Source organism: Lentisphaera araneosa HTCC2155 (genome assembly GCF_000170755.1).
In the GTDB taxonomy this organism is placed as follows: Bacteria; Verrucomicrobiota; Lentisphaeria; order Lentisphaerales; family Lentisphaeraceae; genus Lentisphaera; species Lentisphaera araneosa.
Window position 1 is genome coordinate 178,162 of record NZ_ABCK01000001.1, and the last position, 13,514, is coordinate 191,675.

10 protein-coding genes and 1 pseudogene are annotated in these 13,514 nt (G+C 39.5%); 2 read left to right on the forward strand and 9 right to left on the reverse strand.

Translation table 11 applies throughout. The annotated features are described in order from the left end of the window. Positions 1 to 8: 8 nt before the first annotated feature. The 5 genes from LNTAR_RS00640 to LNTAR_RS00660 form a co-directional block, all read right to left on the reverse strand. Positions 9 to 962: a PstS family phosphate ABC transporter substrate-binding protein gene (locus LNTAR_RS00640; protein ID WP_007276662.1), complete on the reverse strand. Its 954-nt coding sequence runs from the start codon at positions 960 to 962 to the stop codon at positions 9 to 11. A 221-nt stretch (positions 963 to 1,183) separates the two neighbouring features. Beyond that, entirely contained in the window at positions 1,184 to 3,124 is a 1,941-nt protein-coding gene (locus LNTAR_RS00645; RefSeq protein WP_007276663.1) for a Na/Pi cotransporter family protein, read from the reverse strand. Positions 3,125 to 3,340: 216 nt separating this feature from the next. Beyond that, positions 3,341 to 5,503 carry a beta-N-acetylhexosaminidase gene (locus tag LNTAR_RS00650; RefSeq protein ID WP_083799901.1) on the reverse strand — a complete coding sequence of 721 codons (2,163 nt, stop codon included), beginning with the start codon at positions 5,501 to 5,503 and terminating at the stop codon, positions 3,341 to 3,343. A 32-nt stretch (positions 5,504 to 5,535) separates the two neighbouring features. Next, on the reverse strand, positions 5,536 to 6,504 hold the full coding sequence (locus LNTAR_RS00655) for a lysophospholipid acyltransferase family protein (protein ID WP_007276665.1): 969 nt from the start codon (positions 6,502 to 6,504) through the stop codon (positions 5,536 to 5,538). A 2-nt stretch (positions 6,505 to 6,506) separates the two neighbouring features. Then, the gene (locus tag LNTAR_RS00660) at positions 6,507 to 6,956 is read right to left on the reverse strand and encodes a 23S rRNA (pseudouridine(1915)-N(3))-methyltransferase RlmH (protein ID WP_007276666.1); all 450 of its coding nucleotides are present in this window, start codon (positions 6,954 to 6,956) and stop codon (positions 6,507 to 6,509) included. A 223-nt stretch (positions 6,957 to 7,179) separates the two neighbouring features. On the opposite strand from LNTAR_RS00660, the gene LNTAR_RS00665 reads away from it, so the two are divergent. After that, complete coding sequence (locus LNTAR_RS00665) at positions 7,180 to 7,917, forward strand: AraC family transcriptional regulator (RefSeq protein WP_007276667.1); 738 nt, start codon at positions 7,180 to 7,182, stop codon at positions 7,915 to 7,917. Between the two features lie 64 nt (positions 7,918 to 7,981). Here the strand turns inward: LNTAR_RS00665 and LNTAR_RS00670 are convergent, their stop codons facing one another. From LNTAR_RS00670 to LNTAR_RS26405, 4 genes and pseudogenes are all read right to left on the reverse strand, one after another. Next, positions 7,982 to 9,526 carry a sulfatase family protein gene (locus LNTAR_RS00670; protein ID WP_007276668.1) on the reverse strand — a complete coding sequence of 515 codons (1,545 nt, stop codon included), beginning with the start codon at positions 9,524 to 9,526 and terminating at the stop codon, positions 7,982 to 7,984. Positions 9,527 to 9,607: 81 nt separating this feature from the next. Next, a complete protein-coding gene (locus LNTAR_RS00675; RefSeq protein WP_007276669.1) occupies positions 9,608 to 10,468 on the reverse strand; it encodes an endonuclease/exonuclease/phosphatase family protein in 861 nt (286 codons plus the stop codon). Continuing rightward, positions 10,468 to 11,913, reverse strand: coding sequence for a sulfatase-like hydrolase/transferase (locus LNTAR_RS00680; protein WP_007276670.1), 1,446 nt, complete (start codon positions 11,911 to 11,913; stop codon positions 10,468 to 10,470). The genes LNTAR_RS00675 and LNTAR_RS00680 overlap by 1 nt, the downstream gene beginning before the upstream one ends. A gap of 178 nt (positions 11,914 to 12,091) precedes the next feature. Continuing rightward, positions 12,092 to 13,329: pseudogene (locus tag LNTAR_RS26405) on the reverse strand (IS4 family transposase). Positions 13,330 to 13,365: 36 nt separating this feature from the next. Between LNTAR_RS26405 and LNTAR_RS28125 the strand changes: the two are divergent. Beyond that, the gene (locus tag LNTAR_RS28125; RefSeq protein WP_274377895.1) at positions 13,366 to 13,497 is read left to right on the forward strand and encodes a hypothetical protein; all 132 of its coding nucleotides are present in this window, start codon (positions 13,366 to 13,368) and stop codon (positions 13,495 to 13,497) included. The last annotated feature ends 17 nt before the right edge of the window (positions 13,498 to 13,514 follow it).

The following is a 13,514-nucleotide window of genomic DNA, read 5'->3' on the forward strand; positions in this document are numbered from 1 at the left end:
ATATGTGATTAATTCAGGCTTTTTACAATCTTGTCAGCCATTTTTGCAGGAAGTGGGTAGTAACCGTCTTTTGCAACGATCTCTTGACCTTCTTTAGAGAGAACAAACTTGAGGAATTCAAGTGTAAGTGTGTCAAGTTTTTGACCTGGTTTCTTGTTCACGTAGATATAGAGAACTCGTGCAAGAGGATATTTTCTGTTGAGGCAGTTTTTAATCGTTGGTTCGTAAAAAGTTTCGCCATCTTTTGTAAGTGGCACAACGCGAACTTCAGAAGTTCTATAACCGATACCAGAGTAACCGATACCAGAGATTTCTTTAGCAATTGAGCTAATTACAGAAGAAGAACCAGGCATTTCTTTAACGTTAGCTTTGAAGTCACCCTTAGCAAGTGCGTGCTTCTTGAAGTAACCGTAAGTACCAGAAGCAGAGTTACGACCGTACATTGAGATCGTTGTGTTTGCCCAGCTACCAGTCATACCAAGGTCACCCCAAGTTTTAACGTCTGAACCGCCGTGCTTATAAGTAGAAGAGAAGATACCGTCGAGATCTTTGAAGTTAAGACCTTTAATTGGGTTATCTTTGTGTACGTATACAGCGAGAGCGTCGATTGATACGCCAACTGGTGTTGGTTTGTAACCGAACTTTTTCTCGAAAGCGTCGAGCTCTTTTTCTTTCATCATACGGCTCATAGGAGCGAGCTGAGAAACACCTTCGATAAGTGCTGGAGGTGCAGTAGAAGAACCTTTACCTTCAACCTGAATTTTTACGTTAGGGTATTTCTTTTGGAAAGATTCACTCCAAAGAGCCATAAGGTTATTGAGTGTATCAGAACCTACAGAGTTAAGGTTACCAGAAAGTGAGCTAACTGGCTTGTAAGTTGCGAGGTTTTCGTCTACTGCAGAAGCAGTTGTTACAGTGAGGGCAGCTGCCGTGAAGGCGAATGCTTTTTTGAGGAAGTGCATGTTTGTTTTTCCTAGTTTCATTTTTAGGTTATGATTTAAGATGCATCACTATTACCGCATGCTTTGAGCTTCATCAAAATCTAAGTAGTCAAAGTCCGATTAAACCTTTGTTAAGCTTATGTTAAGCGATTGAGAGACTCTTAACTAAGCTTCCAAGCAAGAAAAAAGGCCTGAACAGAATGTTCAGACCTTAATAAGTTCTATACTTTAAGTGTAATTCTTTATTTAATACCCGCGCGAGTTTCAGCAACGTGGAGAATCAAAGTCTTGATCTTTCTATAAGAATTAATCACATCAGTGAATGTTGTACTGAGTAAAGGGTCCATGCGCTTGTCAGAAAGGCGTTCCCAATGATTTGAACGGTATTTGCGGATCTCAGCAGTGATTTCTTCAGAACGAACCGAAGCTTCAGAGTGAATAGCTTGATCATTCTTATCAGGATTTTGAATCTTTTTGTAGAAAGTAGTAATCAGCTCATGAAGCTCTAAAATCTCACTTTTCTGCTTATCATTAAATTCTAAGTTATTATCTTCAAGTCTCTTAAAGTGTTTAACAATAGTCATGATGTAATCAGAGATCGATTCGTATTCATCGGCAAGTAGAAGTTGTTTTTTAGCTTCTTCTGATTCATCGGTGTTGAGAGCTTGGCTCATGACATCAGTTAAGAAGTCGGTCACTTCAGTTTGAACTTTGTCTAATATATCTTCTGTACGGAAAATATTACGACTGAGTTTTTTATGATCGCCGTTGCCTTCAATGAAGTTTTTGAGGTCAACGAGCATAAGATCAGATTTATGTTCCATCTTTTTGATCTCATGCGCACTCTGCTCAATCGCTGCGAAAGGTGAATCGTACATCTGGAAGTCGAGATTCGTGAGGTATTTATCACCCGTAACCTTTTTGTCTTTAACGATGTTGTTAAGGATCTTAGCTGCTACAGCAGTGAAAGGTAAGAAGAAGAGAACATTAGCCACGTTAAAGATGGTGTGAACCATGGCAATACCTGCAGTCATGTATGGGAAAGTTAAGACTTCTTGGCCATCAATAACTTCAGTTACTGAAGCATTGATATCTGTAATATCTTTGAAGCGACCCATGAACCAAGTGATGAATTCCATGTATTGAGAGAAAATGAGCGTGATCCAGAAAACACCAACTAAGTTGAAGAAAATGTGGAAGTAGGCCGCGCGTTTGGCGTTGGTTGAAGCACCAATTGATGCAAGGAAAGCGGTGATTGTGGTACCAATATTTTCACCGAGTACAAGTGCAGCTGCAGTTTCAAAAGGAATAACACCTGTGGTGGCGAGAGCAATGGTAATACCGAGTGTTGCCGAAGAGGATTGAACAATAACAGTTAGGATACAGCCAACAAGAGCACATTTGAGAACGCCAATATAAGAACCCGCAGTGAAGTAAGAGAACGCTTTTTCAAATTCTTGTAATTCTTTCATCGGTTTGAAACCATTTTTCATCAGTTCAAGACCGAAGAAAACCATACCGACACCCATAATAGCCATAGAGATGAATTTAACTTTTTCTTTCTTATTAAAGAGGAACGTAAAAGCAGCTATCCCTAGAATAGGAAGACCCCATTTACCGATTTTAAGGGCAATAACCCAGCCTGTAATAGTCGTACCGATATTCGCACCGAGAATAACACCAATAGCTTGTTGTAGCGCCATAATACCGGAGTTAACAAAACCTACCGCCATTACAGTAGTTACTGAAGAAGATTGGACGAGAACTGTAAGAAAAACACCTGCAATACATGCGAGCACACGGTTGTTTGTCACCATCTTAATACATTTTTTAAGGGAGGGGCCAGCAACTTTCTGAATACCATCAGACATGAAGCGCATACCTAATAAGAAGATGCCTAGACCACCTAGAAGTGAGAAAACCATTTTCTGAATGATTTTTGAATCGAGCTTTTTATATTCTTTCTTAAGACTTTTAACAAGGGGCTTAGTGTCTGCTTTCTCAGCACTTTCTAATTGAGCTTCTGATTCCAAGGCCATCTTTGAATCGACTGCTTGAGCGGCTGAATCTTCTGATTGACTTAATTCACTTTGAACAGCTTGTGGTGGTGCGGGTGTTTCTTGGGCAAATGTAGGTGAAATAACGCTAAAAAGAAGCGTTGTTAGAAGTAAGAATTTTTTCATTTTCTTCCTGTGTTGTGATTCCTTGTCATCTCAGTTTTGAAGAACTCCGACTTAAGAATCTTTAGTTAAGAAATGGTTAGACAATTGTTAAAGATTGGTTTAGCGGGAGTTACTTACAGGCTGTATAACAAATTTCAAATGAACAAGTAAGGAAATAAATCAACACAAGGAATAATCTAGCTTATTTATAGTTGATTTGTATTCACGAAGATGAACTTATGCTTTGATAAGCAATTCTTGAATGGCGGTCCATTCACTCTGTTCTTTAGTGAATAAGATTCTCAGCTTCTTGATGCTTAGCTCTTGGATATTTACTTTCGAAACCCCATCAACAAAATCACTTATTTTATGGAAGTCTGAGCCATCACTCGAATAAAGTAACTCAGCTTCTTCAACTAAACTGCGCAGTGTTTTGGGAACACCTGAACGTATTTCTAAATGAGAGGCCTTGAGTGGCTCCTCAAAAATAAAATCGATAAATTCTCCCGGCATATAAGGAGTAGGGACCCAAACATAAAGTTCTCTATTTCCTTTCCCCGCATTAGACTCTGGTTCCTGATAACGGGCTTTGCGATAAGTCTTGATTTGATAAGGATAATGACTGTACTGGCTTTCCTGGATGTCATCAAAATTCGGGACGCGACTGACGCTTGACCACGATCCACAAGGACTGAGAAGTCGAGCTTTAAAGTCACTAAGCTCATCAGTGCTGATGGGCATGGTGTAGACTTCACTCGATTGAGTCGGCGTCGAGCCATCAGTGCTGAAATACACTTGATCATTTGGATCTTGCTTAATAAGAGAAACCGTCTTGTTTTTATAAACGATTTGCGGCTTATTAATTCTCGATGGAAAACCCTTGCTCTTTAAGTCATGACAATGATAATTCTTATAGCGTTTCATTAAGTTGGGCCAATTTTTCTCTGAACTCCAAGCCACTTCGCTAGCAGCTAAAAGTCGTGGAAATATTTGTTCCCAAATAAAATCTTTTTGATCTAAGTATTCAGCCCATAAACAAATGCCATAGCCCTTAACGAGCGCAGTATTGTTTAAGTCCTCTAAAGGTTCATAAGAATAAACTTTCTCCATGTCCAAGAAGCCCGCCCAAGAATGGCCTCGTTCAAAGGGGCCTTGAGCCATATCAATATAGCAGTAGGGGCCCGGGCACAAAATAACTGGTATCTCTCGAGCTAAAGCTTCTTTTGCGGGATCAACACCTTCCCAGGACATAATCGTCGTGTCTTGAGGAAGATTGGGGTCGGCTAAACTTTCATTCCAAGCCACAACTTCTTTACCAAGTGACTTCACAGTTTGATGAACTTGTCTAAAGAAATGATCTTGTAACTGCCGACTCGAATTAAAATGATTCGTCTCGATAGCCTTTTGACAAGATTCACAATTATCCCAATGCGCGCGTTCAACTTCATCATTGCCAATATGGATGTATTGAGAAGGGAAGAGTTCGGAAACTTCAGTTAAAATCTGCTTGAGAAAAACCAAGTTTTCATTTCTTGAAGGGCAAATGGTGTTGAGTTTAACGCCTTTATCTAAAAGTTGCTGAGAGACGGGACTGCAGCGCGTTTCAGGATATGAATTGACTATGGCAAGTGAATGGCCAGGAATATCAATTTCTGGAATGATTTCAATACCGAGCTGAGCTGCGTAGCTAATAAGTTCCCTTACTTCATCTTTACTATAAAAGCCTCCATAGCGTTTTTGACCCGATCCGCGATCGGGGGGAAGGATTTCATCGGGGCCACGCCAGGCACCTTTTTGGGTTAAATCGGGGAAAGCATCAATCTCTAAACGCCATCCTTCATCATCACATAAATGCCAATGAAATACATTGATTTTATAAAAGGATAATTGCTCAAAAAGGCGCTTAAGTGTCTCGATGGAGAAAAATTGTCTCGAGCAATCAAGGGTAAAAGAACGCCAGGGAAAGCGTGGGAAATCATTCAAACTCAATAGGGGGATGGCCACAGCCTTAATCTCACGAATCCCCACGGGAATGAGCTGTTTGATTGAATAAACCGCATACAAAAAGCCCGATGAATCATGAGCTTTGATCTGAATTTTATGGGAGTCTACATTGATTGCATAAGCTTCTTTAGCCATATCGGCCTCAACAAACTCAATCACTTGATCAGCAGAATCACTCGACTGAACACCAAGATTTTCCAAATACGATTTTAAATGGTTACAGGCAATTTCAGCCTCAGAACTTTTCACATCAAACTTCAAACAATCACTAAAAACAAAGTAGCCAGACCATACTTGCACATCCTGTGGCTTCGGAATGATGTTAACACAATTCCAAGCTCGAGCACGCTCACGTATAAACTGACGAATTGTCCCTATAGATCTTTTATGTCGCATAATATATATTATGTATAATTATCTATGTAGGCTTAATCATATTTAGATTCTAGCGAAGCATAATATGGGTATTTAGATTTGTCTTCTTTATTACGGAAAGTACCCCAGCGATTATAATACCACACCCATTGATCTGGACGATTTCTTACGAGGCTTTCCATGTATTTGAGTAGTTTTGCTGAGTAATCATCTTCCGATTCACAGTCCTCGTAGGTAAAGGGTAGCTGCTTATATGTTATATAAAAACCTTTTTGAGTTCTATGGCATTCAATCATAATCATATCGGGGTTAAACTTTTTAGCAAAGGTGGCTGGACTTCGACTTATTGTGGCATCTAAACCAAAAAACTTAGCGTACACGCCACCTTGGTGAGTCTTGGTGTTTTGATCAACGAGTAAGCCGATGGATTGCTTAGTTCGCAAACTTTGAACAAGAGCTTTGACGGCACCCTTTTGATGCGTAATTTTAGCACCTGTGGCAGTTCGCCCTTGATACATAAGGTCTTCTAAAACATTATTTTTTATACGTGTTGCAACAGAAGTTAATATCTCATCTGAAATAAGATGATAAGTTTGTGCCGTTACTTCCCAGTTGCCCATGTGCATGGTCAATAAAATACAGGGCTTTTTATTTTTATTTTTTTCTCTTTTTTCTTTGAATTCTTTAATTGAAACATCGTCCCATTCGATAAATTGACTAATTTTATGTTCACGTCCCTTGAACCATAAAAACTCGATAAAAACGTTAAATAAACTGGTCATAGAAGCAATTCCAATTTTACGAGCCTCTTTTTTACTCATGTCCGGAAAGGCAATATTGAGATTAGCCTTAACTAACTTTTTGATACTGGGTACATTGTAGCCAATATATCCAAGAATAGTTCCAAGCCTTCTTGCACCTCGTAAAGTTTGGCATTTTACACAAAACATTAAGCCGTAAATTGCAGTGACCTCAAGAGGACGTTGAATTTTTTTTCTAATTTTTTTTAATTTTTTAGCCATAATTAAACGTGATGGTAAGGTGTACCTTTTTGGATTGATAACATTCTGTAGAGTTGTTCTAAAAAGAAAACTCGCACCATTTCGTGTGTAAAAGTCATTTTCGATAAACTTAAGGTATGATTGGCCCTACTATATTCTTCCTCTGTAAAGCCATATGCACTGCCCACGACAAAGATCAATTTTCCCGAACAGTGGTGTGCTTTTTTCTCAAGCCATTTAGCCCCTTCAACTGAAGCAAACTCAAGTCCTTTTTCATCGAGTAGAATCAATAAATCCCTTGAACTCACCGCTTGTAAGATTTTGCTATCTTTTCTTTTGTCGACCGCTTGATCAGGCAATTCCTTAAGAGTTAAATTAGCATAGGGCTTTAAACGTTTTAAGTATTTGTCGATTCCCGTTTGGATCCATTTTTCTTTCGTTTTTCCGATCACCAGAAAATCTACTCTAATCATATTTATGCGCTCCGAAATAATATGCGCTAAAGTACAACTAAAGAATAATCTGTCTTGTATCTAAGGTGAAGTTTTCAGCATAAAAGTAAAAAATCTTTATTCATAAATACTTGTGTTACCACAGTAGATTTAAAAAATTGTTTTAAATGTTCATCAAGTTTTTGTTGTACTTTGTCTGGTCTTAGGTAAATTTGAACAATTATAAATTAAAAAAATGTATCATATGAACAAACTAAAAAATCAATTCTTGGAACAGTTAGGTTCCTCTAATCAGCTGGAACTGCTTCTAAGTGAATCCATGGGAGTTTATTTCTTCGTAAAGGACACTCAAGGTCGAGTAATGATTGCCAATAAGCTGACCTACGTACGCTGCGGCTTTAAATCAGAAGATGAGATCATTGGCAAAACGGATTATGATATCTTTGAGTTTGACCTAGCGGATAAGTACCACAAAGACGAACAAGAAATCATCGAAACCGGTGAAGCTGTCTTTAATATGGCGGAACTCGCCCCCAATAAAGATGGTATTATTGACTGCTATTTTTCCAATAAAATGCCCGTGCGAGATAAAGAAGGAAAGATTATCGGTGTCGCCTCTACAACTTCCAGTCATGAATACATGAAAAAAATGTTGGGCTCTTACTTAACTATTTCCCCTGCTTTAGAGTTCATCAGAGATAACTTTAGAACAAATATGTCTGTCCCCGAATTAGCCGATAGACTGAAAATGACTCAGCGCAAATTTGGTGATACTTTCAAAGAAGTCCTCACAGTAACTCCACAGACTTACATCATTAAGATGCGCATTCACTATGCCTGTGTCGCTTTAATCAGCAGCAAAACAGCTCTTAAGCAAATTGCTGAAGATGTTGGTTTTTACGACCATAGTACCTTTATTAGGCAGTTCACTAAACACATGGGAATGCTTCCTACTAAGTATCGTAAAGTCTATAAAAAATAAGTCTTTTACAAAACTCGACCAAGTTAGAAAAAGACTTAACTTATTCAACTAAATTAGCTAGAGTTTAAAACTCGCCGAATGTTCCCGGTTGCTCTTTGATATGATCACTTAAGAGTTTTTGCATTGATTTGAGCTTTTGAGCATATTCAGGGTTCTTAGCCAAATTGATTTGCTCTTTGCGGTCTTTGCGAAGATCGTAGAGCTGATCTTTATCCCAATAAGCCTTGTAGTTTTTAGGGATTTTCTTTTCCAAGCCACGACCACCACGAGTGGAGGCAATATGATAAAGTGCTTTGTCTTTAATTTTGACGTCAAAATTCTTTTCACGATCGGGATGAATTCTCCAAGCAATATATTTGAATTCATCCTTAAGCACTGCTCGTGTGGAACCAATTTGTAAGAAAACAGCCTCATTCACTGGCTTATCATCACCTTTTAGGAGACTCACAAAACTTTTGCCATCCATTTTGGGCTGGAGCTCTTTGCGGATACCGCAGAGTTCATAAACTGTAGGTGCAAAATCAATATTGGCGAGCAATTGATTTAAGCGACGACCACCCTTGAGGGGCTTGCCCCAAACAAAAGTTGGAGAAAGTGCCCCGCCCTCGTAGAGAGCTCCTTTAGCACCCATGCCATTATCGTTGAAGAAAAAGATGATTGTGTTATCGAGTTTGCCCATTTGGTCAATTTTATTGACTATAGCCGTGATGCCATCGTCCAACCAAAGTGGATCTGAATGATCTCCTTTATAGGGAATGCCGGCAGCCTTTAAACGTTCGATAATTGATTCCCTTGAAGGCTGAACACGAAGTTTTTCTTCCAAAACTCCTGCAGCCGTGAAGCGCGGATCGGCCGAATACTTTTCACCTGCGGGGCCTGGTCCATGATTAAGTGTGGTACAAAAGTGGAGGTAAAAAGGCTTTTCTTGCTTTTCGGCGAGGTTTAAAAAATCAAGCCCAGCTTTAGTGACCCAATCCATATTGTGTGCTTCCATTTCGACAGGCATGTGTCCTGGAACATTGCCTGCGTAAATGCTACCTGCAAAATCAAAACCATTATTGAGTACACGTTGCACTTCGGCGGCCTGTTTTTTTTGTAGGTAAGCTTGTGTTTTAGCATCAAAGGGATCGGCATTTCTAAAAGGCTTAATACTTGGAACTTTAATAGCTTCATCGTGAATGACGTGATTTTTACCCGCAAAACCCGTGAAGTAACCATTAGCTTTCAGGACACTTCCCATATTCGCTTTGCCTGGAGTGATATGCACATTGAAGTGAGGGTTAGGCTGATTGCCGTAGTCTTTCATATCGCGCAAAAAACCGCTATCCAAACTACGACTCGGATATTCCCCACTCAAAATACTATAGCGACTGGGGGTGCAAACCGTCGAGGTGGCATACATGCGATCCAAAATAATACCTTCCGAAGAGAGTTTATCGATCGTGGGGGTTAAGTTACGTACTTTACCCTGGCCATCCCGTCCTTCGGGCAAAAAGTTAAACTCACGACGCCATTGATCATCAGTCATGATAAAAAGTATATTTGGGCGCTCTGCAGCAAAGCTTGCACAGCATAAAAAAAATAAAGTTGGTAAAAGCTTTCTCAGCATAAATGAGTCCTTGTTTGTTTAGTTCTAATACTCATTAGAACAAAAGAATTTAACTGATCTTTGTAGTTGATTTGAGTAAATTCAATTATTTAATTCGATGATGATGGGGTAATGATCGGAAATCTTTTCCAAGTCTCCCTCTTTAGGGATTGCCGCCTGACTTAAATTTTTTGCGCTAATCGCATCAGATAAAATGAAATCGATCCTACGTAAATACTTTTCTTGAATTTCCTTATTGGGGATTTTCTCTAAAAGAGTACTAGGAAAACTACCTTGTAAGTCTTTTTGCCCCTGCAATTGCTGATGGCACAACTCTACTAATCCGAGATCCTCAAAAGCAGTCATGATGCCTATATCAAAATTATTGTCATTTAAATTGGGCTTTTTTCTTGGGGTATTGCGCATTTCCTCTAATAAGTCATCGAGTTCAGATAGGTGCTTCATATCCCGGGGACTCAAGGAGTTAAAGTCACCCAAGACAATGACTTTTCCTTTCTTTTTCAAGAGCTCACTTATTGTCGGGCTAATATAATTCAGTTCTTGTCTTCTAGCACTCAGGCGTTGGGAGGTCATATGCAATACAATGAAATCGATCCCCCTACACTTCAATTTTAAAAAGCCTCGCTTCACTCCTTTATGAAGTTCTTCGACTTCGCTTATAGGAAAACGTGAACTAAAGGCCAAAGGCATGCCATGTGGACGCTTATAAAAATAACTGTGTTCATGACCCCAGGTCTTTGCGAGCTGCGCAAATTTATTAGCATCAAAGCCCTTCATTTCCTGCAGGGCAATAAAGTCGGCTTGCTGAGCTTTGAGCCAAGCTTGCCCCTCTTGGATATTCTTCCCATGATTAAAGCCGTAAAGTACATTGTAGGTAATGATTTTTACTGACTCGGCACCGCAGCTCAAAGTTACATATAAAAGTAAAAGAAACTTATACATTAGAGTTTTTCGTCGTAATGCTTATAATCGCGATGATTGTGCAAGTGTTTCTCAATAGCCTTGGGATTAACATAAGTTTTGAGCCAAGCCTTACCTTTTTTTGTTTGAAACCAAGGATCATCTTTTTGGAGTGCAGGAAAATTCTGCAAAACTTTTCTCATCTGCTTTTGTGCTGCCGAGTGCTCGGGAAGCTTTTCGGCGCGGACATAACCCTTGCCCTGACGATTCGTTCCACAATAATAAAATCGTCCACCAGGAACACCCATAACTGGATTCATTACTTCGATTAGGTGAGTGCGAGTACGCAAGAGTTGCGAGGTAGAAGTGCAGCCATAAATCCATTCCCGGTGACTATCGCTATCGCCACTGAGGAAAGGCTTAAGACTTCTGCCATCAATATTCTGCGGAATGCTTCCCCCTGCCCAATCCACGAAAGTCGGAAGTATATCAGAGAAATCCATAATTTCATCTGTAGCACCACGTTGTTTGATACCAGGGCCTTTAAGAGTGAAGATCACATGACCTCCGCGTTCGACACCACGTGATTTTGCGGTAACCGCAGTGCCGTTATCTGAAGCATAAATAATTATTGTATCATCTTCGATAGCGAGATCTTGAACTTTCTTCTTTATGCGGCCCACGAGGATATCAATGTAGTCATTGAGCGCACGAAAGCGACGTTCTTTCTCTTCTGGCTCAAGCTTTTTTGAACCAAGGTCGCCGACCTCACCATAAATAGGACAAGTTGGATATCCCTCGCGTGCACCATGGGGGCCCACCATGGGGTAATAAGCTAAAAACGGCTTTTCTTCTTTGACACTCTTTTCCATGAATTCACAGATGAATTCAGTGAATAAATCAGGACCAAAATCTGAATTCTTAGTCTTCATTAAATGATGATTTTTTATGATGCACGGACCCCAAAAACGTGAAGGCGTACGATCGTCTTCCCAAAGTCCTGTGTGTTTGGGTTGGCCTGGTAGCGCTTCCAGTTGCTTTATGCCTTCCCAGAGGCAATATTCGTCGAAACCAACAATTTTCTCATGAGGTTCTTCTGCTGAACCCACGTGCCACTTACCAGCAACAGCGGTACGGTAGCCCTCTTTCTGCATCAGTTTAGCAAAGCTTGGATAAGCTTCGAAAAAACCTTCGCCATTTGCCGTTGGTTTAAAAAAACCATTGTAATAAGCGCCCGTGCGATTGGCATAGGAACCCGTCATTATCAAGGCTCGTGAAGGGCCGCAAATGGCCGATGACCATGCGGTCCGAAACATCACGCCCTCTTGAGCAATTTTATCCAAGTTGGGAGTCTTCGCTTCTTTATTACCATAGAAGCCATACATATCTGGACTGACATCATCAGCTAGAATAAAAATGATATTGGGTTGTTTAGCATATAAGCTGAGCAAAGATAAAAAGCTGAGCAAAGTAAAAAGTTTAATCATAAAAAGTTCCTTTGGGGTTAACTAAAAAGTAATACAGAACTAATTGCAAAGATTTAACTATCTCGAAACACAATCATCCCATAAATTTCTGAATTAGCTCATATCGCTTAATGTTTGTGCGTGTTAGCTATTATTTTCGTTGAAGGGGTTTGACGGTTTTAATTAAAACTGGACTTAATCAAACACATGCTGTCCCATAGAATGCCTTATCAAAGTTTGGTAGATACGCTTGATCTGGAACGGCTTTGATCTTTGGCGGATCACTGGCTGTCCCACAAGTTTTTAAAAGTGAAGACAAATCGAAATAGCTCCATAACACTCCCCGTATTAAAGTCGTAATTCTTGAGAAGGAATGTGGCCATTGAGATCTGAAAGCTAGAAACCTTAGTAAAACATAGGTAAGCAGAGCAGTCCAAACTTGCCATTGAATTGCATTTTTGTTATGTCCTAAAAAATCAGCTAACTTCAAGTTTTGTTTTAATTGCTTAAAAAAAACTTCAATGCCCCATCGCGATTGATAAATAGAAGCGATAGAGCTTGGTGCCCACTGTAAATTATTGCTTAGAAATTTCAGGACCTTCATTTTTCCATCAATCTCAACATTAGCGGCAACCAAACGGAGTATTTTGGGATAATGTTTTTCGGTATTCACACCATTCAGTTTAATGAGTTGATCTGATATAATATTACTTTTAGAGGATCGTTCCTCGATTATATCATAAGTCATATTGTCTTTAGAACGGGTCACCCAATTGACTCCCCGGATATCAAGATGATAAAGGTGTTTGAAATCGACATAAGCTTTATCGAACACAACGATTTCACCGTCTTTAATAGTAGCACACATCTCCTTGGCTTCTGTTGAATCGTGAGTATTAGCTTCTTTAACAATTGCATAGGAAGGTAAAAAGGTCTGAAGGTTTAATTGCATATGACATTTAGCCGCAGCTTTGCGGCGACGATGTTTAGCCCAGTCAAACAATGCGCTACTAACTGAATTGTCGTAGAATCAACCGCATATACGGCTCTTTTGAAACGTTTTGGGAAGTTTGAATTCTGTTTATCTAAACCAAAGCTAGGAAGTTGAGACTGCAGTGAATTTAAAACTTCCCAAAACAAATCTTCCGCCATTGCTGCATCCCGTGTTCGGTTGGCATTAGAGAAAGTGTTTCTTTTGGGTGCTGTCGCACCTCTAATCTGAAATAATGCACTGGAGTGATAATGTAAACCATCACATACATCATTTAAACTTAAAGCATGAGAGAGCTGAGTATATAATAAACTTACGACGTGACTCCACGAACTAAATTTTCGGGTCTTTATTCCATGCTTCTTAGCAAGTTTATTGACTATGTGAGGTGGAATTAATTGGCAGATCTGTTTTAAGGTCGATAAATTACTCTTGTTTGGCTTCATTGTAGTTCCTTTATTTGTGGTAATCTAAAGTACTCAATGAAGTCAGACTTACTTTCAGTTAGTCCAAATTATAATTTCTTATGGGATGACTGTGATCTCGAAACTAAAATATTCAAAAAAGAGTCTATCAGCAATGGCATTGTTTATAGCGGAAGTTTAGCTTACTAGAATGATAATGGGTGCAC